Raw genomic sequence first — 25,875 nt, 5'->3', positions numbered from 1 at the left:
GCCAGCAGGTTTCAGGCTGACCATCGGTGGGAGGCGGTACCAATTCGGGGATTGCCTTCTCGGACAATTCCCAAAGATGCGGATCGATGTGCTCGATCACTGGTCGATCCCGTCGAGCGTGCGCCGAACCTCCTCAGCGCTGGTGATAAAGGAAGCTTTGCCGCCGTCGGCGAGCTTCTGCGCCCAATCTTGGTGTTCGAGGGCGGGTGACCACATCAGGACTGGTCGGCCGTATCCGATGGCTTGCTCGATCTCGTGTCGGCTGCCGCTACGGGACTCACCGGACATGATGATGCTGATATCGCTGAGGCCGGCGATCACGTGATTGCGGCGCAGGAACGAGGTGCGAGTTCTCGGGGCATACGGCGCGAACTGCGATACCAACACCCCGTTCTTGCGTATCCGGTGAGCCAGATCGATGTTCTGCTCGGGGTAGATGCGGGTGATACCGGTCCCCATCACAGCGACGGTGGCTCCGTCCGCTGCCAGTGCTCCTTCATGTGCGGCGGCGTCAACGCCGAGGGCCAAACCGGACACGATCGTCGTTCCGGTGGCCGCGAGATCTGCGGCCAGCTCGTGGGTGTCACGGATGACTTCTGTACCGGCGGATCTGCTACCGATGATTGCTACGGAGGAGGATTCACGGTCCAGGGCTGCGGTGGCGAACAATATCGGAGGTGCGTCCCAGCACTCGGCAAGCCGTGCCGGGTAGCCCGGGGCATCGCAGGTGTCCGAGGACAGGAGGGGCCGGGCGACGCCATCCCTGGCCAAAATGTCGATCTGCTTGTGCCAGTATTCGATTCGCGCGTGATCTAGGCTGTCATGGAGGTATCGGACCAGCTCAGAATCCGACGATCTATTGCTCGGATCCAGGAGACTCGGATCCAGCAGAGCGCGGAACTGGGCGGGGTCGCGCAAAATGTAGGTGAGATCGCTGGGCTGTGCCGGGAGCAGCTCGAGAGAAGCCACCACGATCGCGGCCTGCCGCAGGTTGTCATCCTCCATGACAGTCATGGTACGAGGGCTGTACGACACGCATCACGAAGTGGATTGTGACTCGTACATGGCCTGCTTGATCAGGGATTTTGCGGCGCGGGCGGTGATGGTCGGGTCGGCATCGTTGAGCCTCTCCCACGTCGCGCGCTCGGTGGCACGGCTGCCGATAGTTGGAGGGTTGCCCCTGTGAGCTTCCCAGTACTCACGTGCGGCGCCACCGGCGGCGGCGATAGGAATCACCGCGACCCGTCGATCTGCCGCCCAACCGATCTCCTCGGCGGTTCGTGCGCCCCCACGGATGGCAACGAGCGCCCGACAGTCGTCCAGGACACTTGTGACGAGTTCCTTGCGCGGGAGATCGGAGTAAATGGAGGTCCCGACTCTCTCTGGCGGCACCACAGGGGGTTCGTCCTTCCCACGAAAATGGATCATAAGTTTGCTGGGGTCGTAGGTCCCTTCCTTCCGCCGCATCCGCGCGACGTCCCGCGAGGTGTACCAGCCGGCCGGGCCACCGAGGCTGGCGATTGTCCATGTCGATTCATCGACGAGGGTGGCAGCGAGCGCTGCGCACCAGGGGCCCAAGATCTCTTCGTCTTGCTCCGGCGTTGCGTTTTCGATTCTGCTGCTGCCCGAGACGAACAGGTGTGGCGGGCGGGTACGCAGCACCAGCTCGGCGAGCAGATCAGGGATCTCGTCGTGATCGTTGATCTCGCAGACGGTGACGCCGCTGTTCTCGAGGTCGGCGGCCTGGAGTCGATACCGGCGTAGGTCTTCCGGTGTGTCATCGGCACCATTAGGGGGTTTCATCACGGCGATGTGGCGGTCGGCGGATGCGGTCCCCAGGGTGCGGGCAAGGCGGAGGAGTATCTCGATGTTGGGGTCGGTGAAACTGAATCCCAGGAAGAGCATGGTGCGGCTCATGTACGACGATCGGAGCACGGTCCAAGTGCGAGGATGCGCCAGTTCGTAGCGTTCGTAATCGGTACGTGTGATGACAGGCTGGAGTTCCCACTTATTACGGTCGTCGATGCTGCCGTGCATCTTGATGATCGCTCGCCGGCGCGAGGCAATGTTATGAACGTGGTTCTCTCCAGCCACGACGACGGCCTCGGGAATGGCAGTTTCCAGCAATCGGTCGTAGTTGGTAGTCCAAATCTCCTTGATGTCGAGACGTCGCAGATCCCGGTGGCTCGATGTCGGTTCGGGTGGAATCTCGATCATGGTAGTGAGGATGTGGGTCTCCAGCGCGTCGCGGCCGCCGTTTCCACGGTCCAGTGCGATGTACTCGGCGACCAACGGCAGATCGGCGTGGCCCGGAATATCACAGCGATCTTGCATCGGCTTCAGTAGTGAACCCCAGTCCGGATACCCAGCAGCCCGCGAGAGGCCCGCGCCCACAAAGACGGCGGCATTCCCGGACAGGATCGCCTGTCCATACGTCTCGACAAGTTTGGCGCGTGTGATCGTCACACCCCGTATTGTGCCAATCAGAGGGAGCGCGCCCCGTGTGCGCACGAGATCCCGGGGCGGGGGCAGTCCCCGATTCCCGCCACTCTCCGGGACTTACCCCTATCCCTGCAGTCGACTGGGGTCGACATCTTTGAATCCGCTCTGGTACCCGGCATGACCGGCGTGACCGGGATACCCCGGATAACCAGCGTACCCAGGGTATCCGGGGTATCCCGGGTATCCGCGATAGGGTTGAAACGTGCGGTGCAGAAGCCGATTACCTACCACCGTCCCCAAGTACTTCCCCTTCTTGTCGACGGCATCGGCATCCCCCAGGGGAACCATCCGATCCACTTTCCGCGCTTGTCAAAGAGGAACTTGTCCCCTTCCATCCGCCGGAACGCAATCGGTGAACCACCGATATCGAAATAGAAAATGGCCATGCTCATCCCTTCAGAACCATCTCGGCAACTGGAGCATCTCAGACACTTCCGACATATGCCCTCCAGGATGCAGACTCCTGCACGTCTGGCGGATGAATCCGCTCGGCCCACGTCACGAACCTCGTCATTCCATGCACGCCGTGCCCGCTACCCAAAGGTTCCCGAGCCCAGAACGATAAAAGTGATGTGTGACATTCTTCGCCCCGCAAACGATCACATCTGTAAGGCGACAACGCAGGGGAGAGTGACAGGACGGTGGCAGCTTCATCACCGGTAGGGATGCCGGTGCGGCTCGAGGATCTCGACCGTGGCCAGGTGCTTCGTGGTGTGCAACCCGGTCCCGTCACCTTGGTCGATGTCGACCGGCACGGCCCGGACGCGGTGACGGTGACCTTCAAGGACACCGCTGGCGGTCTGGGTCAACAATTGCTCTATCGGACCGATGAGGAACGGCTGCGGATCGAGACACCGCAGGCCCGGTGGTCGTTCGATGCCGATCCGGCCGAGTTCCGCCTCGCCGCCGAAGCACTTCGCATCCGCATGGCCGGCCTGCACGATCCGATGGTGGCGGTCTCCTCCAGCGCGGTCGATCCGTTGCCGCACCAGATCCGTGCCGTCTACGGCGAACTGCTGCCCCGCACCCCACTGCGGTTCGTCCTTGCCGACGACCCCGGCGCCGGCAAGACGATCATGGCCGGGCTCTACGCGAAAGAACTGATGCTGCGCGGGGACCTGACCCGCATGTTGATCGTCGCTCCCGGTTCGCTGGTCGAGCAGTGGCAGGACGAGCTGGCCACCAAGTTCGGTATCGACGCGCAGCTGCTCTCGCGCGAGATGATCGCCTCGAGCCCGGACGCGAACCCCTTCGAACGGTATCCGCTGCTGATCGCTCGGATGGACCAGCTCGCCCGCAACGACGACCTGCTCGCCTTGCTCGACACCAGCGAGTGGGATCTGGTGGTCGTCGACGAGGCACACCGGATGTCGGCGACCTGGTACGGCGGCGAACTCGACGTCACCCGCCGCTACCAGCTCGGCCAGCGCCTCGGGCAGATCACCCGGCACCTGCTGCTGATGACCGCCACCCCCCACAACGGCAACGAAACCAGCTTCCAGGCGTTCATGGCGCTGCTCGATCCCGACCGGTTCGAAGGCGAATACCGCTCCGGAGCGCACACCACCGACACCTCCGGGCTGATGCGCCGCATGGTCAAAGAAGAACTGCTCACCTTCGACGGCACCCCACTGTTCCCCGAACGCATCGCCGAGACCGTGCCGTACACCCTCTCCGCCGGCGAACGCCAGCTCTACGACGAGGTCACCCGCTACGTCCGCGAGGAGATGAACCGCGCCGACCGTCTCGGCGCCGACAACCCCCGCGCTCGCACCGTCGGATTCGCCCTGACCGTGCTGCAACGGCGCCTGGCGTCCTCCCCGCACGCGATCGTCCGGTCGCTGCAACGCCGCCGCGAACGCCTCGGCACCAAACGCCGCGACCTGCTCACCCCCACCCCGACGAGTCGGGTCGATGACCTCGCCCTGACCGGGATCGACTTCGACGATCCGGACGAGTACGACGCCGGCGAACGCGAAGAGATGGAAGAGCAGGTCGTCGACGCCGCCACCGCAGCGCAAACCGTCGCCGAACTCGACATCGAAATCGCCCGCCTCGGGGTGCTCGTCGCCCTTGCCGAGCAGGTCCGCGACTCCGGTGAGGACCGCAAATGGGCCGAACTACGCTCGCTGCTGCTGGACCGGAATCTGCTGCGCGACGCCCGAGGTGCCCCGCGCAAACTGATCGTGTTCACCGAACACCGCGACACCCTGGACTATCTCACCGCCCAGATCCGCAACATCCTCGGCCGCGAAGACGCGGTGGTCACCATTCATGGCGGCACCCGCCGCGAAGACCGCCGTACGATCCGCGAACAGTTCACCCACAACCCCGACACCCAGGTGCTCATCGCCACCGATGCCGCCGGGGAAGGGCTGAACCTGCAGGCCGCCCACCTGATGATCAACTACGACCTGCCGTGGAACCCCAACCGGCTCGAGCAGCGCTTCGGCCGGATCCACCGCATCGGCCAACGCCACACCTGCCGACTGTGGAATCTCGTCGCCGACGGCACCCGCGAAGGCCACGTGTTCACCCGGCTGCTCGAGAAGATGGAAACCCAGCGTCGCGCCTACGGCGGCCGGCTGTTCGACGTCCTCGGCGACGCCTTCACCGACCGACCGCTACGCACCTTGCTGCTCGACGCGATCCGCTACGGCGACGACCCGGCCCGCCTTGCCGCCCTCGACCAGGTCGTCGACACCGAAGTCTCCCGCGGCCTGGACACCCTGCTCGAAGAACGCGCCCTTGCCCACGAAGCCCTGGCTCCCCACGAACTCGACCGGCTCCGCCGCGAAATGGACGAAGCCCGCGCCCGCCGGCTGCAACCGCACTACATCGCCGCGTTCTTCCACGACGCGTTCCCCCGGCTCGGAGGCCGCCTGCCTCGCCGGGAAGCCGGACGGTTCGAAATCACCCACGTCCCCGCGACGGTGCGAGCCCGGCAACGCCCCGGCGCGGCGGTGCCGATCGTCTCCCGCTATCAGCGGGTCACCTTCGATCCCGACCGCATCGACCTGGGCGAGCCCACCGCACCACGCGCCGAACTCCTCGCCCCCGGCCACCCGCTGCTCGACACAGTCCTCGACGCCACCATCGAAACCCACCAGCAGGCACTGGAAACCGGAACCGTGCTGTTCGACCCGCACGACCCGGCCGAACACCCCCGGCTGATCGTGGCCGTGACCGGCGAGATCAGCAACGGCACCGGCGTAGTGGTGTCCAAACGCTTCGACTTCATCACCCTCACCCCCGACGGCACCGCCACCCTGTGCGGGCCGGCGCCCTATCTGGACCTACAGCCTCTTCCCGCCGAGGCACGCACCATCGCCGACGAGGCCCTCGGCCACAGCTGGCTCGCCGGCGGGGTCGAGCAACTCGCCGCCACCTGGGCGATCACCCACGCCCAACCCGAACATCTCGGCCAGGTCAAAGACCGCGTCCTGCCGCTGCTGGACAAAACCCGTAGCGCAGTCCACAAACGCCTCACCCAGCAGATCAACTATCTCGACAGCGAAGCGGCCCGCCTACGCGATGTCCTGGCCACCCGCACCCAGGGCCGGCACGCCAAACCCCGGCACAGTCCCGAGCGACTCGAGGCCCGTGCCCGTGACCTCGAAGCCCGCCTCACCGCCCGCACCACCGAACTCGACCTGCAATCCCGCCTGGCAGCCAAACCCCCGCAGATCGCCGGCGCGGTGCTGGTCATTCCTGCTGGGATGCTGCCCGGTACCCCCGCCCAGCATGCGAAGGACACCGCCCGGATCGAGCGCCGCGCTGTCGACAAGGTCCTCGCCGCCGAACACGCCCTGGGACGTATCCCGGAGGAGATGCCGCACAACAACAAGGGCTACGACATCCGCTCCATCGACCCGCAGGACGGACACTACGTGTTCATCGAGGTCAAAGGCCGCATCGAAGGCGCCGAGGACTTCACCGTCACCTTCAACGAAGTCCTCTACGGAAAGAACGTCCCCGACCGCCACCGCCTGGCCATGGTCTCGGTCAGCGACCGCGGTCCCGACCACGACCAGCTGCGGTATGTGCACGAACCGTTCCGCCGCATCGAACTCGGTGACCTCGCCGCCACCGAGGTACGTCTGGACTGGGCGAAGACCTGGGCAAAAGGTGGACCGCCCGCCTAGCAGACCTCACACCAGATCGGGTCGGCACCAGCACCGAATCCCAACAGCATCGACCACTACTGTTTGTCGTACCGCACTCCAGCAGCACCGCGTAAATAGAGAAGGACCCACCTCGTGACCGCCGACACCACCGCAGTTCCTCGTCGCAAGCTCATCGAGGTCGCGCTCCCGCTCGAAAAGATCAACGCCGAATCGGCCCGCGAGAAATCAATCCGCCACGGCCACCCCTCCACCCTGCACCTGTGGTGGGCGCGCCGCCCCTTGGCCGCCGCCCGAGCCGTGCTCTTCGCCCAACTCGTCGACGACCCGTCCTCATTTCCCGACCGGTTCCCTACTGATGAGGCCGTCGCCAAGGAACGCAAACGCCTCCACGAGATCATCGAACAGTTGGTGGTGTGGGAGAACGCCGGTGACGAAAATCTGCTGCGACGTGCTCGTGAGGAGATCCTCGCCTCCACCGACGGGAACCCGCCGCCCATCCTCGACCCTTTTGCGGGTGGCGGCACCATCCCCTTGGAGGCCCAGCGCCTCGGTCTCGAAGCCCACGCCTCGGACCTCAATCCGGTCGCAGTGTTGATTAACAAAGCTCTGATCGAGATCCCGCCGAAGTTTGCCGGACGGCCCCCGGTGTTTCCCGGGGCTGCGGATGCTCAGATCAACACCTGGCCCCGGGCAACGGGACTTGCCGAGGACGTTCGCCGCTACGGACAGTGGATGCGCGACGAAGCCGAAAAACGTATCGGGCGTCTCTATCCGAAGGCGCAGTTGCCGGACGGATCGGAAGCGACAGTCATCGCGTGGATCTGGGCTCGCACCGTCACCTGTCCCAACCCTGCATGCAGCATTGCGATGCCACTCGTCCGATCATGGTGGCTCGGCAAGAAGAAGAATAAGGAAGCCTACGTTGTTCCCTCTGTCCTCAACGGCAAGGTCGAATTCAGCATCGGTCATGATCCGAAGAAGGCACCCACCAAGGACACGGACGGCACAGTTGGGCGCACTGGTGCCGTATGCGTCGGATGTGGTGCGGCAGTCGAACTGAAATATATCCGTGCAGAAGGACGCGCCGGACGAATGGGCACGAAGCTCATGGCGACCGTAGCAGAGGGAGAACGCACCCGAATCTACCTGGAACCAACGTCAGAGCATGAGGAGGCGGCCCAGGTAGACCGCCCTATCGATGTGCCTGACGGGGACTTGGCCAAGAACACGCGAGATTTTAAGACACCTAACTATGGGATTACGTCATTCGTCGACCTGTTCACGTCCCGTCAGCTCACCGCGCTCGCTACCTTCAGCGATCTTGTCGGCGAAGCTCGCGAACGTGTTCTAGAAGATGCACTTGCTGCAGGGATGCCCGAGGGTGAGACTCTGGAAAAGGGAGGAATTGGAGCAGCAGCATATGCGGATGCGGTAGCAACCTACTTAGGGTTCTCGGTCAGTCGTCTCGCAGACTACGGATCTTCTATCTCGACCTGGATGCCGGATCCAAAGAACGAAGGAATTCGGAATACCTTTGCCCGGCAGGCAATTCCGATGACTTGGGACTTTGCTGAGGCGAACCCACTGAGCAGTGCATCTGGAAATTTTTGGTTTATGATCCGAGGGATCGGGCGCACGCTGGATGTTGCTGTCACGCGTTCCCACTCTGGATCTGCGCTACAGCGCAACGCAGCAGACCGGGAATACAATAACTTTCTAATTTCCACAGATCCGCCGTACTACGACAACATTGGTTACTCAGATTTGTCTGATTTCTTTTACGTATGGCTGCGTCGATCTATTAAATCTATTCATCCTGAAGTATTATCGACGATGTTGGTTCCCAAGTCGGAGGAGTTGGTCGCCAACCCGTACCGGCACAATGGTAAATCTGGTGCTCATAAATTCTTTGAGGAAGGATTCCGGGAAGTATTTCGCCGTGCTCGAGAAACGGCTCTTCCGGATTATCCTACCGCCGTCTACTACGCGTTCAAACAGCAGAGCAGCGATGACCATGGTGAAGCATCGACAGGCTGGGAAACTCTGTTGGAGGGAATGATCCGTTCCGGTTGGTCCATCGTCGCAACCTGGCCATTGCGCAGCGAACGAGGTGGCCGAATGATCAGCGTGGGGACCAACGCGCTTGCTTCGTCGATTGTCCTTGCGTTGAAGCCTCGGCCAGTGGATGCCTCGACCACCGATCGTCGGGGATTCATCAATGCCTTGAAAGCCGAACTACCCGGCGCCTTGCGTGAATTGCAGCAGGGCGCGATTGCCCCCGTTGATCTTCCACAAGCTGCCATCGGTCCCGGGATGGCAGTCTTTTCCCGCTTCTCGGGGGTGCTGGCTGATGACGGTTCGAAGATGACGGTTCGCGCTGCATTGGCGCGTATCAATGAAATTCTCGACGAGGTGCTTGTCGAGCAGGAAGGCGACTTCGATCCCGACACGCGTTTCGCGATCGCATGGTTTCGGCAGTACGGTTTCGACGCCGGTGCGTTCGGTGATGCCGATAACATGGCCCGAGCCCGCAATGCCTCCCTTGAGCATCTTGAGCGATCCGGAATCCTCACCAGTCGTGCAGGAAAGGTCGCGCTGCTGTCTCCTGTTGCGCTAGCCGAGATGTATGCGGACAAAGAGTACGACCCTGCTACCGACCTGCATATAAGCGCATGGGAAGTCGTGATGCATTTGTCTCGTGCACTCACGGAAAAAGGCGTGCCTGCTGCCGCGGCACTGTTATCCAGGGTGCCGGAGTCGATCGATCGAGACCTGTGCAAGGAGTTAGCGTTCTTGCTGTTCACCATCGCAGAAGACATCAAGCGCACCCAGGTTGCGATCGAGTTCAACTCCCTCGGTACGGCGTGGAACGACATCGTTGCCGAGTCCCGCACCGCTTCGACCCAGCTGATGCTGGACGCCTAGGAGAACATCGTTATGGCTGTGAGCAATCGCGACCGGATCGGACGGGTCTTTGAGCTCCTGGGCCCCGCGCTCGATGAGTTCCACACCTACGTGCTGGGAAAGCAACTCCCGGAAGGCGGGGATTGGACGGCCCTGTTAGCGCTGCGGGACAAGACCAAGAGTTCTGGTGTGTCCAAGACCTATACCTATGTACGCACCGACCCGCAGAACGGCCTGCGGATGATCACCGAACAGATCCCCAACCAGGTCCGCAAAGGCTGGTACCCGTTCACCGACCATCTCTCACGCACCGAACAATCCTGGGCGACAGAACTCAAGGACGTGCGCAATACGTGGGCGCACAACGGATCTTTCACCGCCGACGACGCCTACCGCGCTCTGGACACCGCCGAGCGTTTTCTGCGGGCGATCGGCGCCCCGGATCAGGCTGAAGAAACCCGCCGCTCAAGGATCGAGCTGATGCGTCTGAGCTCAGAAAAGCAGGACCGCAAGGTCGTCAAGACCTCTGCGGCCGCTGAGATCGGCGCCGACGGTCTCGAACCGTGGCGGCTGGTACTGAGCCCTCACGAGGATGTGCAGAGCGGCAACTTCCATGCCGCCGAGTTCGCCGCCGACCTGGCAATGGTCTCCCGCGGGGAGGGCGACCCCGAATACACCGATCCGGTGGAGTTCTTCGCCCGCACCTATCTGACCGAGGGTCTGAAGGACCTCCTGATCCCGGCGATGCGGCGCCTGTCCGGCGATCCGAACGAGGCCCCGATCATCAACCTTCAGACCAACTTCGGTGGTGGAAAAACCCACTCCATGCTGGCCGTGTGGCATCTGGCTTCCGGTCGACCCTTGGTCGACTATCCGCAGGAAGTACAGGATCTGCTCGCAGGCACCGAGCTCCCCACCGCCCGCCGCGTCGCCCTAGTCGGTACCCAGATCAAGGCCGGCGCGGTGAAGATGATGCCCGACGGCACCCGAATCAACACCATCGGCGGACTGCTGGCCTGGCACCTCGGCGGCGCCGAAGGCTATGCCATGGTCGCCGAGTCCGACGCCAACCGTCTCAACCCCGGCGGGGAAGCGCTGCGTGAACTGTTCACCCGATTCGGACCCGCGGTGATCCTCATCGACGAGTGGGTCGCCTACGCGCGCCTGCTGTTCGGCCACGACGAACTACCCGACGGCACCTTCGACGCCCAGTTCACCTTCGCCCAAGCTCTGACCGAGGCAGCCAAGGCTGTTCCCGGCACCCTGGTGCTCATCTCCATTCCAGCCTCGGCGGAGATGAAGGACGGCGAGTACGTCGGCGACGAAGAAGAAGTCGGCGGACAGAACGGCCGTGAAGCACTGAAGATGCTGCGCAAGGCCATCGGCCGCGTTGCCGACCAGTGGCGCGCCGCCAATGCCGAGGAAAGTTTCCACATCGTTCGCCGACGGTTGTTCGAAACCCCCGACAGCATCGCTCTGGCGAAGATCAACGCCACCGCCAAGGCGATGGTGGCGTTCTACGTCAAGAACAGCAACGACTTCCCCCGCGAAGTCCGCGAACTCGACTACGAAGAACGGATCCGCCGCAGCTACCCCATCCACCCCGAGTTGTTCGACCGGCTCTACCAGGACTGGTCCACACTCGAACGCTTCCAGCGCACCCGCGGTGTGCTTCGGCTCATGAACGTCATAGTCGGTCAGCTCTGGCGCGAGAACGACACCGCACCGCTGATCATGCCCGGTTCGGTCCCGTTGCGGGCCGACAAAGTCGTCACCGAACTGACCCAGTACCTCGACGACCAGTGGAAGGCTCTGATCGATACCGACGTCGACGGTCCGAACTCCGCTCCTGCCCAGGTCGACAACACCAACCAGCTACTCGGTCAGCGTCTGACCACCCAACGACTGGCCCGCACCGTCTTCATGGGTGCCACGCCGACGTTGACCTCAGCGCACAAGGGTCTGGACAAGCAGCGGATTTTCCTCGGTACGGCCCTGCCGGGGGATGTACCGGGCAACTTCCATTCGGCGCTCAACCACCTGGCCAATACCGCCACCTACTTCTACAATTCGGGGTCGTTGTACTGGTACGACACCCAGGCGAACACCACCCGCACCGCTCGGGATCATGCCGAACGCCTCCACAAAGAGGAGGTATGGGCCGAAGTAGTGCGCAGGCTCCAGGATCATCGCAGGACGGCCACGGATGGCTTCGTCGGCGTGCACGTCGCCCCCGAGTCCTCGGCGGACGTGCCGGATGTACAGGAAGCACGGCTCGTGATCGTGCCACCTGCGTATCTGCATAACCGCAAAGCAAAAGCAGACTCGCCGGCGGCGATCTGGGCGCGAGAGGTTGTGGAGTACCGAGGTAGCGCCGCTCGGACGCACCGCAACATGGTTGCCTTCCTCGCTGCCGACGACGCTCGCTGGGGCGAACTCGACAGTGCCGTTCGTGACTTTCTGGCCTGGTCTTACATCCGCGACAATGCCGACAAAGATCTGAACCTGACCGCCACCCAGCGTCAGCAGGCTGTCGATCGAGTCGCCACCCACAATCAGGCCGTCGCCGACCGACTTCTGCAGACCTACCACTGGGTACTCGTCCCCACTCAAGACGATCCCACCAGGCCGCTCGAAATCGAAGCGTTCAAAGCCGACGGAACAACCACCGATCTGGCCGCTAGAGCAGCAGCGAAGCTACGCAACGAATCGCTGCTCGCCTTGCAGCGCAGCGCCAGCCTGATCCGCCACGACTTGGCTGGCAGATTAAAGGCGGCGTGGGATCGTGACGGGCACATCAGCTTCGGCCAGTTGTGGAACTACTACACTACCTACCCGTATCTGGGACGATTGCGTGATCGCACCGTTCTTGAGAACGGTGTGCTGTCGGTAGTTGACGAGCTGCACTGGCAGCAAACAGGATTCGCGCTGGCTGCAGATTGGGACGGGCAGAATTACCTCGGACTGTTGCTGCCCTCAGACCAGGTGACCCCGCCTCAGGTCACGGACGCGCTGTTGCTGGTGCAGCCTGCCCGTGCTGAGGCTCAACGCGAACGCGAACTGGCCGAGTACCAGGCGAATCAGGACGAAATCACCTCTCAGCATGGTGGCAATGACCATACTGGCGGCGGCGATCCCTTGTCCTCGACAAGCGGTGCCAGGGTTCAGCCCACCTCAGGTACACGCACCGGCGGATCGTCGGGGGCGGGTGAAGGCATTGCCGTTCCGAAGACACGATTCTTCGGTTCTACCGAGCTGCATCCGGACTTCTACGCCCGTGACTTCAACAAGATCACCAACGAGATCATTCAACACCTAGCCGCCGCCGAGGGTGTCCACCTCGAAGTGCGGGTCGAAATCACCGCCACCACCCCGAACGGATTCGACGAGAACAAAATCCGCACGGTCAGCGAGAACGCCACCGTCCTCAAATTCGACCAGGCCGGATTCGAAACGGACTGATCAATCGCCTACAGCGATGCTGTCGAGGTAGCGCTGCACTAGTACAGGAGTAGTACTGGAACGGTACGGAAGTGGTACAGTTCGTGGTGCCCGAGACAGTAGTCGAGGGAAGCGGTTCGTGTAGGAGGTCTCCGGAGCGTAAGTACCCCTCGGGGCAGCTCCATCAGGTGGTTTCCAGCCTTGCGCGCCCATCACACGTAGCGAAGGCCCTCTCCATCCGGAGAGGGCCTTCGCGTATCTCAGAGGGTAATGACCTCGATGCGGTGCTCGATCTTGCGGCGGATGGACCCACCCCGACCCCATGCCCACGCGTGGACGTCGGGAAGCCACAGCAACGGATTGTTCGGACGATCGTGAAGGTACTCGAACGGGGCCTGCGGACCTACCGCCTGCCGGATCACCCGATTGTCTTCCCGATCTTGATCGCATGACTCGATGACCACACGACTTGCCGACAGCTCCACCAAATCGTGAGCCGCTGCAGTGAGCGTGAGGTCCCGCGCCTCGCGTTCGGAAAGCTTGCGTGACTTGACCACATACAGGCGACTGTTGGCGTTCAACTTCGCGACCTCGGTCACGATCTTGGGCGCTGTCTTTCTGTCCACGGACTTCATGTGGATTCGACTGCTCCCCTTGGGACACAGCTCTCTCATCCGTTTGCGCATCTCGTCGACGCCGGACGGTACGACGGTCACAGCGCAGAGGATGTAGTCGTCGCGCTTGGACTCGTCAACAAAGACATGCACGGCCCGCCCCCACATCCTCGGAAGGTGCCATCACGTCAGGCTCCTTCAGTGGAGGAACCGCACACGATATCGCGGATGACCGCGAGCTTTTCCTGAGCATCGGACGAGCCCACGGAACGCAACATCGCATCCCCACGTTCACTGGGAGTCAGGACAGCGCTCACCACATCGGCGATGGGGGTGCCGAGCAGGTAGAGGCGGACTTCGTCGTCCTGATTGGGCGGCAACTCGGCAGGAAGGTGCCCGATCCCGTGGGAGGCCAGGGCTCGGCTGATGGCGGACCGGACGTGGATCCCTAGTCGTCCCGCGTCCTGGATCCGCTTCAGCGTTTCCATCGTCGTGGTGTAGACGCCGGCGTCCACCACCGCCGCTCGCAACTCGCTATAACTGTCCATGATTTAGTCCTAATGATTAAACAACAATCCAAACTAATCCCATGATAGCGGAAGCTGGCGGGGACGGGAGGGGTGTGCTGTTTGACGATCCCCAACCAGCATGGTTTCGAGCGCAGGACCCAGAGCGGCGGTGCCACCCCATCGCACCGGGATAGAGGTCTCTGTTCTCTGCACCAGTCAGCTCGTGGACGATCTGACACCACTGATCCTGGTCGCGAGCTCGATGAGCAGGGTGTGGGCGAAGGCGGCATCGATATCGGTACCGCAGCGGCCAGCCAGCCGAGCACCATCTGATTAGGTTTGACGGTGTTCTCGTCGCCGTCAACGTCTCGTAGGCTCACCACGTGCTTAAGCTCCTCGTTGACACCTCAACCTGGCTGGACCTCGCCAAGCGCCGCGACGGACAAAAGATGATCTACACCATGACGGAGCTAATCCGTGACGGTGAGCTTCGGCTTCTGGTCCCGCCTGTGGTTATTGAAGAGTTCTCCAGAAACCGTCCTCGGGTGGAGTCTTCGATTACAACTAGCCTGGCCGACAGACTCCGTTCGTTACGAAGGGAGGTTAGGGAGTACGGTGGTGGCGCTCACGCTGAGACGCATGACGCACTTGGTGAACTTGCACATCACGCTCCGCTCATAGGCGCGATGACGACCCGCAATTTTGACGATATCGAGGAGATTCTAAAGGCCGGAGTTACTTTGAACTCCACTGATAACGAACGAATGAATGTCGTCCAACGAGGGCTTGAAAAACGCGCGCCATTCCATAAAGGCAAGAATAGTGTCGCAGACGCGCTTATCATTGAAGGTTACGCAACTGCTGTGGCAGAAGTAGACCTATTGCAAGACCCGCACGCATTCGTGACCACCAATCATGAAGATTTTTCAGTCTCCAACGGTGACCGAAGACTGCCCCACCCAGACCTGGCTGGAATGTTTGCAACCGAAGGCTCGGATTATCGACTTGGGGTAGACGGTTTGCTTGAAGCTCTTTCTGATTATTTCGGTGAGGACCATCTATCCGATATTAACCAACACTATGAATTTCATGAAGACCCCCGGCGATTGGACGAGATTATATCGGCAGAAAATGATCTCTTTGATCGAATTTGGTACCATCGCAGTCTTCAAGCGGATATCAGGTGGCGAAGAGACGGAAATGCCGCCAAACTGAAACGTGAGCAGGAAATTGCAGGGCCAGCGCGCACGCGGATTGAAGAGAAGTTTGAAGGCAAGGACATGCTCGGGCCCTACAGTGATTTTGAGCTTGGGATGTTGAATGGCAAGCTCTCCGCCCTGAGGTGGGTCCTCGGCAGTGAATGGGATTTTCTGGACACTTAGAGCGTCCGGCAAATGATGAGCCCGCCCAACGCAGGGAACGTTCCGGCGTGTCGATACAGGTAGAGGCACGGGTACCGAGTCGATCATGTGATTGCTGAAGTCCCACGATCACCCGGAGTACCCGTGCCTCTGCTGCCAGTCTGTCTCATCGAACCCCTATGGGTCGAGTTCTCCGCCCAGCTCGCTACCGACGAACGTCCCGAGTTCGATCCGAAACATCCCTGGGGCTGCCACCGCCGCCGTGTGTCGGACCGGGTCGTGTTCGAGCACATCCTCGCCGCACTGGTGCACGGTAGCGGCTACGAACGCATCGCCACCGTCGGATGCTCGGACCGCACCATCCGCAGGCGACTGACCGAATGGTCCGCGAAAGGAATCGGCGTCGAGGTGCTCCGCGCCGCCCTGACCGCGTACGACCGGATGCTCGGCCTCGACCTCGATCACTTGTCGGTCGACGGGTCGATCACGAAAGCACCGTGTGGTGGCGAGGTTTCGGGCCGTTCCCCGGTCGATCGCGGTAAGCGGGGCACGAAACGCTCGGTGGTGTGCGACGGCGGAGGGATCCCGCTGGCGATGGTGTCGGCGGGCGCGAACCGGCACGACTCGCCGCTGCTCGAACCGACGATCCGGGCGGTACCGGACATGGTCGGCCCGCTGCCGCAGCACTCGTGCGTGCACCTCGATCGCGGCTACGACTCGGCCAGGACGAGGGACCTGCTCGACGAATTGGGTTACGACTACGACATCGCCCGTAAGGGCATCCCGGCTCCGATCCAGGCCGGCAAACGCTGGGTCGTTGAGCGCACGCATTCGTGGATGAACGGATTCGGCAAGCTCCGGCGGTGCACAGACAAACGCGCCGCGATCGTCGACTTCTATCTCGCGTTGGCCGCGGCACTGACCGTGCTCCGGCGTCTGATCAACCGTGCACGTACCCATTACCGGTGGCCGACCCGGCCTACTACCCGCCGACTCAAGTGAGCATCAATTGCCGGTCGCTCTTAGTGGCGTTCGTCTGCGTGGCGCTCGCCACGATGTTGATCTGACGTGCGGTGTGGCGGGCAGGTATTCCGCACTGTTGGGTACGACGGCCTGTCAGGCGACCGTGGCGTCGGGTGCGTCCCGAGGGTCGTGGTCGTCGAGAATGTGCCGGCGTATCTCATCGAATCGGTAGGTCATCGTCGTGATGTCGCGGGGGCTGAGCAGGTCGAGCATGTTCGCGCGCACGGCTGCGACATGTCCGGGAGCAGCGGCGGCGAGCGTGGCCGCGCCGCAGTCGGTCAACTCGGCCCAGGCGCCGCGCTTGTCGGATTCGCAGTGCACGCGCCGCACCCATCCGGCGTTCTCGAGGCGGGTGACCGCCCGAGTGATGCCGCTGCGGGTGACCGTGCTCGCCTCGGCCAGCTCGCGCATCCGCAGCCGTTGCTGCGGTGCTTCGGAGAGCACCACCAGGATTTCGTAGTCGGTGAACGAGATTCCGGTATCGCGGACGAGTTGGCGATCGAGCTGCTGGAGCAGCAGGCGGGTGGCGTCGAGGTAGGTGCGCCACAGGTCGTGTTCGGTGTCGGAGAGCCATCGTGTGTCGGTCATATGTCCAGTTTACCCAATGTAGCTGACTGGGCAACTATATTTTCCACCACTTCGTGCAGTTGCTCGCGCAATCAGTTTTGGTCGATCGCTCCGGGGTATCCCCCTGGGGGCGCAGACGCCGGGCCCGGGGTGCGGCCGGGTCTGCCGGCTCGAACCTTAGTGTCGCCCCGCGAAAAGCCGGTAACCGAAGGAAAGAGGTTGACAGTTCAACCACCTCCATTACAGTGACCACCGGGCGACTCCCGCACCTCGTGTGTCTGCGGGGATCCGGACGAAACCGATGGAAAGTGCCATGAAGTTCAGTTTTCGCCGCCTGATGCGCAGGAAACGCGCCCCGGCCACCGACCCTGTTCACCAGGACACGATCACCGACCAGGAAAGGACCGACATGACCAAGCTGTCGATCATCTACTACTCCGCCACCGGCCACGGCGTAGTGGGTGCGGCAGCGCTGCCAGGTGGCGCCGGGAAGGTTGGCCGCGATGGCCTCGACGAGGCCGGCGTGCGCGTCTGAGGTCACGAGCCGGACCCCAGCCAGGCCGCGGGCCACGAGGTCGGCGAAGAACTCGTTCCACGCCGCCCCGGTCTCGGCCGTGGCCACCCGCATGCCCAGGACCTCGCGGTGCCCGTCACCGTTGACACCGGTCGCGATCAGGACCACGGCGTTGATGACCCGCCCGCCCTCGCGCACCTTCATGGTCAGGGCGTCGGCGGCGACGAACGTGAAGGGTCCGGCCTCGTCGAGGGGCCGGTGGCGGAAGGCCTCGACCTGGGCGTCGAGGTCGGCGGCCATCCGGGACACCTGCGACTTCGACAGGCTGTTGATGCCCAGCTGCTTGACGAGCTTGTCCATCCGGCGGGTGCTCACCCCGGCCAGATAACAGTCCGCCACCACCGTGATCAGCGCCGACTCGGCCCGCTTGCGCCGCTCGAGCAGCCACTCGGGGAAGTACGTCCCGGTGCGCAGCTTGGGGATCGCGACGTCGATCGTGCCGACCCGGGTGTCCAGGTCGCGGTGCCGGTAGCCGTTGCGCTGCGCGGTCCGGTCCGGGCTGCGTTGGCCCCACTCGGCACCGACCACCGCGTCGGCGTCGGCGGACAGCAGCGCGTTGATCACCGTCTGCAGCAGGTTGCGCATGAGGTCCGGGGAGGCTTCCGCCAGGGCCTCGCCAAGCAGGCCGGCAGGGTCGACAATGTGAGGTGCGGTCACCGTGATGCTCCGTTCGAGAGTGCTGTGAAGGGTTCACTCGAAGATCACGCGGTGGCCGCTCCACGTCTACTACGACGAGGCCGGCAACCGCGTTACACCATCATCGGGGACTCAACTCCGCGAGGTCCTTGGCCGCGAACGTCAACTCTTGGGCATCATTCAAATACCGCGCATCCGTCGCCCACAGGGTGAGCGAGCAGGTGGTGGGAACCTCCCAACCGCGGAAATCGCGAGGTTCAAAGATTCCCATCAAACCCGCAGCCGTCGTGTAGTGATGCAACGTCTCCGGTATGGCGGCCATGCTCAAAGAGATTACGAGAAGTCTCCGACACGCTCTCTGCTCTATCCCGGTGGGTGCGCCCGAGATCGAAGGAGTGTCCTGTTTCCCGGGGGGCGATCCGCCCCGGACCCCCTTCGGATTGACCGATGCTGAGAGGCCGCACGAACTTGTCAGCGGGTCGACCTGGCGATACGTCACTCGATGTCAGCGGCAGACCGCACGGAATGTCAGTAGGTGCCTCAGGAGCTGTCGTACGGATACGCGGTGGCCATGGGGACAGCCACTGCGTGTCCCACCGATGGCGCTCTGGGAGCGTCAGCTTGCAGACCGCGGCGGACTCTCGAAGGAAGTGGCCTGTGCCGCCGAGACTGCCGCGACCAAAATACCCACCGGGCCCCGATACTGCTTCGCCCACAACAGGGAGAAAATCCTCAAGCGACCGAATGCGACGGCCGTCAATGAAGTACACGGCATCTCTCTTCGGCATTCCAGCTCCATCCTCATCGTCACCGCCCCGACCTTCCGCACAATCTGCCGGTCGCAGTACATAGGCGGCGGCGGACAGCGTTCTCCGCCGCCGCTTGGGGCAAGGTTCCGATACGGAGGTCTAGACGAGGGAGGGCTCTTTCACCGGATCAGCGGTCTCGATTGCAGGCAATGGCGGGACCAGAAACCCTTCGGTTTCGGCCGCCTGACAGAACTGCCGCCACCGCCGGCTGACGGTGGACTTGTCGATCTGCAATCGGTGAGCAACATCGATCTGCCGCAGTTGCGGGGACTTGATCATCATCGATGCCACGACTTGCACGGTCTCGTGGAACCCGGAGTCAGCGAGGAATCGAAGCAATCCCTCCTGGGTCTGCGCATATCCGTTGCGCGTGACGGACACCGCCGGTTGTCCCATTGTTGTCGGCTCGACAACCGAGTTGCAGGCGAAGGCGGGTGTTCCCGAAGCAGTTGCATCGCTCTGTTCGGTCACGGGCCCGCCCTGCAACGGTGCGTGCGCGGCGCTGTGAGGGGTTGCCAGACCGCCGTCAGCGGTTGCGCCGTCTCCGGGAGCACGAGGCTCGGGACGCACCGCGGTCCGAGGCGCGGTGGCAGAGACAGTCGAAGCGGGCGCCACGGTGTTGGTAAGCGCCGGAGTACCGGGAGAGGGTTGGTTGCGCTGGATCATCATCACGAACAAGTGGAACAACGCCAACCACAGCAGCGGGAAAATCGCGGCAAACAGCGCTCCGATCCAGGGAGCCTGCGGAACGAACCCGAGGTCCTCCCCTGCTGCAACTCGGGCAAGGTTGCGCTCAGCTGTCTGCCAGGCATGGAAGGCGTTGCCGACCACACTCAACAACACCGTCACCACGGCCAACGTGGCGCAGTACGCAAGGGTGTATCGGCCGCGGCCGGAGATGCGGAAGATGACATAGCCGGCGGTTGCAGCAGCTTGGGCAACGTCGATGGCAACCGGCGCCATCCATGCTCGTCCCGGTTGCACACCGACCTCGATCGCCAAGGCTCGAAGTGCATCAAACGACAGGATGAAGGACAGCGCTGCGATGAACAGGGTCATGGCGGCCACAGTCACCAACGCCAGTGTCATCTGTCGACTCACGGGCAGCTCGGTTCGCAACGCGGTTGCGGGCGGGGTTGTATCGTCGGGCATGACCGGATGGTGTCCTTCCTGACGGGGGGTAGTCCTGGTCAACGGTCCCCTTGCGGTTGCAGCCGCGTAGGGACCTGCACTGCGTGCGTCGCGGGCCTGCAACGCACGCAGTGCTGGGGGTCTCGTAGTGCTACGTCAGAGTCCGTGCTTGTCGAGATACTCCTGCAGCGCCTTGTCGGTAATCGACGCCTCGCTGATGGTTCGGTCTCCCGTCTCGTAGCGAAGTTTGTCCACTCCCCTACGCAGCCGCGCCTTGATGCTCGGACGGATTCGCGTGTTGTGCGTCGCCGACAGGCCCTCTGCCGGATCGGTGTCGCTTCCCGTCACTGACGGCGTGACCGAACGTGCAGGTACTGGGGTCGGCGCGGGCGTTGATTGCTCGATGCGCGTGGGGCGTTCGGGCAGTTCTTCGGCGGGGTGGGTCTTGCGGATCGCCGGCTGACGTTGTGCGGTCACGATGCACCTCCAGTGGTGAGAGACAGTTCGGCAAGAAGATCGCTGTAGGCGGTTTGAAGAGAAATCGCGCGACCACCTCGGAATTGATGGATCGGTGTCCGTGCGCTGTGCGCGTCCTGACGAGTCGCCAGTTCCGGAATGATCGTGCGGGCTACGAGATCGCCATAGACCTCCCGCAGCTCGGTCTCCCGGAAGTTGTGCTCGGCGGTGCCGCGGCGGCGGCTGAGAACGATCTTGTCGAAGTTGAGGCGAGGGTTGGCACGTTTGCGCACCGTACGGATGGTTTCGTCGAGGCGTTCGACGCCATGCACACTGTCGATCGTCGGTTCGGTGACAGCTACCACCCCGTCACAAGCGATGAGGACGGCGAACAGGACCTTGCCCAAGCTTGGTGGACAGTCGAACAGCACGACGTCGTAGGGACTCAGATCCAGGCCTTCGAAGGCGACATCGAGGCGGAAAACCAGGTCGTTTGAGCCATCGGACTCGATTTTGCCGAGCTCCTCGTCTGCGGGAATCAGGTCGACTCCGCCCCAGTCGGTCGCTATGACGGCATTTGCCGCGCCACCTTCGACGGTCTGGTTCATCAGGTGGTAGGTGGTGAGCATGTCGCCTTCGACGGTCACACCGAGGCCGTTGGTGGCATTGCCCTGAGAGTCGGCATCGACGACAAGGACCTTGCCCCCATTCGCTGACACAGCACTGGCCAGGCCGAGTGCTGTTGCAGTCTTGCCCACGCCGCCCTTCTGATTGGCAATGGCGATCTTGCGTGGTTGCATTGCGCACCTTTCAGTCGATGATCCGAGTCCGTGTTGCATCACGGCGCGTTTCTCGCGTGGCTTGCGTTGCAGGCGTGCCGTGCGTGGCGTGCCGACAGTGCAATCCTTGCGTTTCTCGCGTGGCTTGCGTTGCAGGCGTGCCGTGCGTGGCGTGCCGACAGTGCAATCCTTGCGTTTCTCGCGTGGCTTGCGTTGCAGGCGTGCCGTGCGTGGCGTGCCGACAGTGCAATCCTTGCGTTTCTCGCGTGGCTTGCGTTGCAGGCGTGCCGTGCGTGGCGTGCCGACAGTGCAATCCTTGCGTTTCTCGCGTGGCTTGCGTTGCAGGCGTGCCGTGCGTGGCGTGCCGACAGTGCAATCCTTGCGTTTCTCGCGTGGCTTGCGTTGCAGGCGTGCCGTGCGTGGCGTGCCGACAGTGCAATCCTTGCGTTTCTCGCGTGGCTTGCGTTGCAGGCGTGCCGTGCGTGGCGTGCCGACAGTGCAATCCTTGCGTTTCTCGCGTGGCTTGCGTTGCAGGCGTGCCGTGCGTGGCGTGCCGACAGTGCAATCCTTGCGTTTCTCGCGTGGCTTGCGTTGCAGGCGTGCCGTGCGTGGCGTGCCGACAGTGCAATCCTTGCGTTTCTCGCGTGGCTTGCGTTGCAGGCGTGCCGTGCGTGGCGTGCCGACAGTGCAATCCTTGCGTATCTCGCGTGGCTTGCGTTGCAGACACGCCGTGCAACATACGCAACATATGCATCGCGTGCACGCAATGCACGCAATGCGCGCGAGACATGCAATGCACGCAATGATCGCTCTGCACGCGCAGCCCACTTGCGTGACGTACACGCATTGCACGCAGTGCATGCACGAGACGCGGAATGCTTATCTGAAAGGGGCCTGATCACCCGCTCCTCCCGATCCTTCATGGGGAGAGGGTCGATGGCATTGCCGACAAGGCCGGCCAACAGAAGAAACGAAAAGGTAGGCCAGCATTGCTGACCTTCTCCGGGATGGATGGGTAGGGCCGCTTACTACGACGGGTGGCGGGGGAGGGGCGATCGTCGTGCGCGCATCTGCATACGTGGTGCCACATATCACATGTTGAACCCGTAGAACTCGGTACGATGCCCACGGTCGAATCTCCGGATTCGCCGATGTTCCGTCGGGGGGATGTCGGCTGTCGACGCGATCGCTGCGACCCCTCGACTTGTTGTGTGCCGAGTTCTTATAGAGCGATGTGAGGCGCCGAGGAGTGGGAGGGCGTCTATGGACCCGGTAGTGGGTGCAGTGAGCGAACTACTTGCACATGCGCGGGGGCATGAAGCAGCGTCCGTCTTCGGGCTGATTCCGACGATCGAGCGGCTCCGTGACCGTCCCTTGCAGGTGGTCCGTAGTGACGATCTCGCCCCTGGCGTCTTCGGGCTCTGGCGCAGTTATCCGGAACGGGACGAGATTCACTACGCCCCGTGGGTCGCGACTCCCGATCGGACCGTTGCTCATGAATTCGGGCACATGCTGCTGGGGCACAGGGGGGTGCCCGCGTTGGAGACTGCAAAACGGACGCTTCCCCCGGAGTGGCATGACATGGCCAGTTTGATGCTGCGCGAGTGTGGCCAGCTCGACGGTCTCGACGAGCCTCGGCGGCGCCTCGAGGTGGAGGCGGAGGCGTTCGCATCGGAGTTGTGTCGGCGGATTGCCGGGGCAGGTGGGGCTCGGTCGGCTCGGATTCGATCGTTGCTGAACGAGGCGTTGTAGCGGTGTTGGCTTCGATCGTCGTGTCGGTCTTGTTGTGGTGGGTGGCTCTCACTCGGTGGTGGCGTTGGCGCACTTCGCGCTCGGTTCTGACGCTCGGTACCGCTGTGGTGTTCATCTTTATGGCGCTGCACACGACGGTGAATGTCGGTGCGGTCGATCGGCTCATCAGCGAGGCAGTGGGGGTTGCGAACGCAACGTCGGCGGTCAAGCACGGGATCTTCTTCGGAATCTGTCTCGGCGCGTCGATCATCATCGTGGCGCTTCGGGTGCCCGACGTGGATCGCCAGCGGCGGTGGATCGCACCTCTGTCGGCAGGAGCGACGGCTGCAACCGCGGTGGCGGTCGCGTTGTTCTTCTCGGCGGAGGACGCTCCTCAGGCGACCGATGGCTACCAGTTCGACGAGCTCTACGTGCATCTGCCGGGCTATGCCGACTCCGCGGCCTTCGTGATGGGGGTGGCAGCGGTGCTGTGCACCGTCATCACTGTGGTCGTGTTGCTGGGTTGGGACTTGGGCACGCCCTCAGGGCGGGGGCTGGCGATCCTGGCCTGTGGGGTTGCTGTGCTGGCATCGTATGCGTGGATTCGGGGCGGCTACATCGTCGCGGCGCGCCTGGGGTGGGTCGAGACCTCGACGTATGCGCTGGATCTGACGACCCAACTGGCTCTGATCGGAGCGGTTCTGACCACGTTCGGGCTGCTGTGGTCTTCTATCGAGGGGGTCTTCCGGAGTCAGAAGCAGCGTCGGGACTTCGCGGAGCTGTACATGGTGGTAGTGAAGGAACGCTGGCCGGGGGTGATCCGGGGGTCGTGGGCTTCGTTCGATCCGTCCCGGCGTACCGCGGACCGGGCGAATGAGGTGCTTGATGCGCTGTCGATGCAGGCCGATGTGGACAAGTTGCCCGAACATGGCTTGCCGGCCACTCCGGAGTCGGTCGCGCGATGGGTGCATACAGGGGAATCCGGAGGCATCGGGGTCGATGGGTTGCGGCCCCCGGTTGGGTTCGATGCGGTGAAGTGGGTGCGCGCCGTCGGTAGGGCGTTCCAGGATATTCACCTCTGCGATAAGGCGGAGATGCGAAAGTGAAAGACCTGGTGGCCAGGGTGCTGACCGAGATCGCTGCGCCGTGGACGGTCAATATCGCGTCGTGCTTGATTCTCGGTTTCGCGATCGGTCATCCGGCCTGGGGCGCCTTCGTTGCGCTCTTCGCCGGGGTGTTGCCGATGGCGTTGATCGTGTGGGGGATGGTGCGTGATCGGATCGGGAACCATCACGTGACGGAGCATTCGGAACGTCATGGGTTGATCGGGGCGATCCTCGTCCTGGTGCTTGTGGCGCTCGTCGTGCAGCTCGTAGCTCAGGGGCCGAAAGAGATGATCGCCCTGACGTGCGCGGGCTTGGTGACCCTGGTGGGGATCGGAGTCTGGACCAGTGGGGTCGGCGTCAAGGCGTCGGTGCACTTGGGGGTGTGGTGCGGCGTTGTCGCTGTCCTCGCGCTCGCACTGTCTGCTTGGTGGTGGACCGGATTGGTCCTCGCGCCGGCGATCGCATGGTCCCGGATGAGGTTGAAGCATCACACGAGGAAAGAAATCGCGGTCGGTGCCGTCACCGGCCTGGTCATTGCGCCGTTGACGTATCTCGCGATCGTGAACTTCCCCTATTAGGGCCGGGTGGGTTCGTCGTCGTAGGGGTTGTAGGTGCGAGCAGCCGCTTCGACGTCCTCGGTTCGCAGGGATTGCACCCACGAGATGTACCGCACAGCTTTTTCGAACGAGTCGTCGTCTGCGAAGTACTGCAGCGGGACGCGGAAGAAGTCGGCGAGATCCTGGACGACTTTCAGTCCCGGATTGGGGCGTTGCCCGTTGAGCAGCATCGAGATGTAGCCCTGGGTGATGGATCCGCCGTTGCTGCGGATGCCATCGACGATCTCGTTCATGGTGAACGGCCCCCGGTCCTTGGGATGGACATTGTCGATCAGATAGCGGAGCTTTTCGGCGAACGTCGCCACGGTGGACCTCCTCGTGAATCTCGACAACGGCCAGGTGAACCGGGCTTGTCAAATCTACAACCACCCCCAATGCGTGAACCGACTCGCCGCCGTGGGGGACTCCACCACGTACATCGTCTATCACCACGGTAATATTACGATCGTGATTTTGGCCTTCGGGGGGTTTCCGATCGGATGGTCGGCGAAACGCAGGAGTGTGGGTGAATGTGCTGGCGGGGTCACCGCGTCGGTCTGCCCGACCGTCGGTGAGCGCGCATCCACAGCGCTCTCACCTGTTCCTCGGTCGTGTCGAAGATGCGTGCCAACTTCAGGCATTCGGCATCGGTCAACGGGCGCTCGCCCCGTTCGAGGCGGGAGTAGGTGGACTTCGACAACCCCAGTTCGTGAGCAATGTCGGCCTGCGCCAGGCCCTGTCGGGTCCGCCAGCTCGCCAGGGTCTGCACATCGTCGGGGACGACAGCGAGTTCGCTCACTGCGACGTCGAGGACTGAGGCCACGCGTTCGAGCGCGCTCGGGCTCGGTGCTCCCTCGCCGGTCTCCCAGCTGCGGATGGTGTTGTACGTGACCCCGGACAAGCGTCCGAGGTCGGAGCGGGACAGGCCCCGTTCGCGGCGCACCTCGGTGAGCCGGGTGGGATCGAACCCGTACAGGGCGCGGCGCGGCACACTCACCTCCGTCTCGGG

The 25,875-nt window shown here is 62.9% G+C and carries 20 protein-coding genes and 1 pseudogene; 9 read left to right on the top strand and 12 right to left on the bottom strand.

The genetic code is table 11. The features are described from left to right. Positions 1-96: 96 nt before the first annotated feature. A complete protein-coding gene (locus tag ACSYG9_RS27915) occupies positions 97-1,005 on the bottom strand; it encodes a DNA-processing protein DprA (RefSeq protein ID WP_220667112.1) in 909 nt (302 codons plus the stop codon). A 33-nt stretch (positions 1,006-1,038) separates the two neighbouring features. Next, complete coding sequence (locus ACSYG9_RS27910) at positions 1,039-2,511, bottom strand: SIR2 family protein (RefSeq protein WP_454843071.1); 1,473 nt, start codon at positions 2,509-2,511, stop codon at positions 1,039-1,041. Between the two features lie 656 nt (positions 2,512-3,167). Between ACSYG9_RS27910 and ACSYG9_RS27905 the strand changes: the two genes are divergently transcribed. From ACSYG9_RS27905 to ACSYG9_RS27895, 3 genes are all read left to right on the top strand, one after another. Then, a complete protein-coding gene (locus ACSYG9_RS27905) occupies positions 3,168-6,647 on the top strand; it encodes a helicase-related protein (protein WP_220667118.1) in 3,480 nt (1,159 codons plus the stop codon). Positions 6,648-6,761: 114 nt separating this feature from the next. Then, the gene (locus ACSYG9_RS27900) at positions 6,762-9,554 is read left to right on the top strand and encodes a DUF1156 domain-containing protein (RefSeq protein ID WP_220667113.1); all 2,793 of its coding nucleotides are present in this window, start codon (positions 6,762-6,764) and stop codon (positions 9,552-9,554) included. Positions 9,555-9,566: 12 nt separating this feature from the next. Continuing rightward, on the top strand, positions 9,567-12,995 hold the full coding sequence (locus tag ACSYG9_RS27895; RefSeq protein ID WP_220667114.1) for a Swt1 family HEPN domain-containing protein: 3,429 nt from the start codon (positions 9,567-9,569) through the stop codon (positions 12,993-12,995). A gap of 239 nt (positions 12,996-13,234) precedes the next feature. On the opposite strand, the gene ACSYG9_RS27890 is transcribed toward ACSYG9_RS27895, so the two are convergent. Together ACSYG9_RS27890 and ACSYG9_RS27885 are read right to left on the bottom strand one after the other, a co-directional pair. Beyond that, positions 13,235-13,690, bottom strand: a complete 456-nt coding sequence (locus tag ACSYG9_RS27890; RefSeq protein WP_308257117.1) for a hypothetical protein — start codon at positions 13,688-13,690, stop codon at positions 13,235-13,237. Between the two features lie 86 nt (positions 13,691-13,776). Continuing rightward, positions 13,777-14,136, bottom strand: a complete 360-nt coding sequence (locus tag ACSYG9_RS27885) for a hypothetical protein (protein WP_039584627.1) — start codon at positions 14,134-14,136, stop codon at positions 13,777-13,779. A 344-nt stretch (positions 14,137-14,480) separates the two neighbouring features. On the opposite strand from ACSYG9_RS27885, the gene ACSYG9_RS27880 reads away from it, so the two are divergent. Together ACSYG9_RS27880 and ACSYG9_RS27875 are read left to right on the top strand one after the other, a co-directional pair. Then, the gene (locus ACSYG9_RS27880; protein WP_220667115.1) at positions 14,481-15,479 is read left to right on the top strand and encodes a PIN domain-containing protein; all 999 of its coding nucleotides are present in this window, start codon (positions 14,481-14,483) and stop codon (positions 15,477-15,479) included. A 123-nt stretch (positions 15,480-15,602) separates the two neighbouring features. Continuing rightward, on the top strand, positions 15,603-16,460 hold the full coding sequence (locus ACSYG9_RS27875; RefSeq protein ID WP_060655371.1) for an IS5 family transposase: 858 nt from the start codon (positions 15,603-15,605) through the stop codon (positions 16,458-16,460). Positions 16,461-16,574: 114 nt separating this feature from the next. Here the strand turns inward: ACSYG9_RS27875 and ACSYG9_RS27870 are convergent, their stop codons facing one another. From ACSYG9_RS27870 to ACSYG9_RS27845, 6 genes and pseudogenes are all read right to left on the bottom strand, one after another. After that, positions 16,575-17,069, bottom strand: a complete 495-nt coding sequence (locus ACSYG9_RS27870) for a MarR family transcriptional regulator (RefSeq protein ID WP_138846301.1) — start codon at positions 17,067-17,069, stop codon at positions 16,575-16,577. Between the two features lie 430 nt (positions 17,070-17,499). After that, positions 17,500-18,279: pseudogene (locus tag ACSYG9_RS27865) on the bottom strand (IS256 family transposase); the annotation flags it as partial. A 100-nt stretch (positions 18,280-18,379) separates the two neighbouring features. After that, complete coding sequence (locus ACSYG9_RS27860; RefSeq protein ID WP_220667183.1) at positions 18,380-18,580, bottom strand: hypothetical protein; 201 nt, start codon at positions 18,578-18,580, stop codon at positions 18,380-18,382. A 586-nt stretch (positions 18,581-19,166) separates the two neighbouring features. Continuing rightward, positions 19,167-20,219: a DUF2637 domain-containing protein gene (locus ACSYG9_RS27855; RefSeq protein ID WP_454843070.1), complete on the bottom strand. Its 1,053-nt coding sequence runs from the start codon at positions 20,217-20,219 to the stop codon at positions 19,167-19,169. Between the two features lie 135 nt (positions 20,220-20,354). Beyond that, complete coding sequence (locus ACSYG9_RS27850; RefSeq protein ID WP_006553234.1) at positions 20,355-20,675, bottom strand: hypothetical protein; 321 nt, start codon at positions 20,673-20,675, stop codon at positions 20,355-20,357. Then, positions 20,672-21,454 (bottom strand): ParA family protein, encoded by a 783-nt coding sequence (locus ACSYG9_RS27845; RefSeq protein WP_220667185.1) that lies wholly within the window; start codon positions 21,452-21,454, stop codon positions 20,672-20,674. Before ACSYG9_RS27845 ends, ACSYG9_RS27850 begins: the two co-directional genes overlap by 4 nt. 30 nt (positions 21,455-21,484) lie before the next feature. Here ACSYG9_RS27845 and ACSYG9_RS27840 point away from each other — a divergent pair, with 30 nt between their 5' ends. The 4 genes from ACSYG9_RS27840 (at position 21,485) to ACSYG9_RS27825 (ending at position 24,848) form a co-directional block, all read left to right on the top strand. Further along, positions 21,485-22,429, top strand: coding sequence for a hypothetical protein (locus ACSYG9_RS27840; protein ID WP_454843069.1), 945 nt, complete (start codon positions 21,485-21,487; stop codon positions 22,427-22,429). Positions 22,430-22,696: 267 nt separating this feature from the next. Continuing rightward, a complete protein-coding gene (locus ACSYG9_RS27835) occupies positions 22,697-23,185 on the top strand; it encodes an ImmA/IrrE family metallo-endopeptidase (RefSeq protein WP_220667186.1) in 489 nt (162 codons plus the stop codon). A gap of 2 nt (positions 23,186-23,187) precedes the next feature. Continuing rightward, complete coding sequence (locus ACSYG9_RS27830; RefSeq protein ID WP_220667187.1) at positions 23,188-24,270, top strand: hypothetical protein; 1,083 nt, start codon at positions 23,188-23,190, stop codon at positions 24,268-24,270. Further along, entirely contained in the window at positions 24,267-24,848 is a 582-nt protein-coding gene (locus ACSYG9_RS27825; RefSeq protein ID WP_308257119.1) for a hypothetical protein, read from the top strand. The genes ACSYG9_RS27830 and ACSYG9_RS27825 overlap by 4 nt, the downstream gene beginning before the upstream one ends. On the opposite strand, the gene ACSYG9_RS27820 is transcribed toward ACSYG9_RS27825, so the two are convergent. Continuing rightward, positions 24,845-25,192, bottom strand: coding sequence for a helix-turn-helix domain-containing protein (locus ACSYG9_RS27820; protein ID WP_220667188.1), 348 nt, complete (start codon positions 25,190-25,192; stop codon positions 24,845-24,847). The genes ACSYG9_RS27825 and ACSYG9_RS27820 overlap by 4 nt on opposite strands. Positions 25,193-25,410: 218 nt before the next feature. Continuing rightward, the gene (locus tag ACSYG9_RS27815) at positions 25,411-25,857 is read right to left on the bottom strand and encodes a helix-turn-helix domain-containing protein (protein ID WP_432793413.1); all 447 of its coding nucleotides are present in this window, start codon (positions 25,855-25,857) and stop codon (positions 25,411-25,413) included. Positions 25,858-25,875 lie beyond the last annotated feature (18 nt).

The organism is Rhodococcus sp. SJ-2, assembly GCF_053750035.1.
Note: the sequence above shows the minus strand (reverse complement) of the source record. Positions and strands in the feature narration are given on the sequence as shown.

Coding starts and splice junctions, on each gene's coding strand:
- ACSYG9_RS27845 (WP_220667185.1), bottom strand. CDS start 21,454: ATGCAACCACGCAAGATCGCCATTGCCAATCAGAAGGGCGGCGTGGGC.
- ACSYG9_RS27905 (WP_220667118.1), top strand. CDS start 3,168: ATGCCGGTGCGGCTCGAGGATCTCGACCGTGGCCAGGTGCTTCGTGGT.
- ACSYG9_RS27855 (WP_454843070.1), bottom strand. CDS start 20,219: ATGCCCGACGATACAACCCCGCCCGCAACCGCGTTGCGAACCGAGCTG.
- ACSYG9_RS27860 (WP_220667183.1), bottom strand. CDS start 18,580: ATGGCCGCCATACCGGAGACGTTGCATCACTACACGACGGCTGCGGGT.
- ACSYG9_RS27870 (WP_138846301.1), bottom strand. CDS start 17,069: ATGACCGACACACGATGGCTCTCCGACACCGAACACGACCTGTGGCGC.
- ACSYG9_RS27895 (WP_220667114.1), top strand. CDS start 9,567: ATGGCTGTGAGCAATCGCGACCGGATCGGACGGGTCTTTGAGCTCCTG.
- ACSYG9_RS27885 (WP_039584627.1), bottom strand. CDS start 14,136: ATGGACAGTTATAGCGAGTTGCGAGCGGCGGTGGTGGACGCCGGCGTC.
- ACSYG9_RS27915 (WP_220667112.1), bottom strand. CDS start 1,005: ATGGAGGATGACAACCTGCGGCAGGCCGCGATCGTGGTGGCTTCTCTC.
- ACSYG9_RS27835 (WP_220667186.1), top strand. CDS start 22,697: ATGGACCCGGTAGTGGGTGCAGTGAGCGAACTACTTGCACATGCGCGG.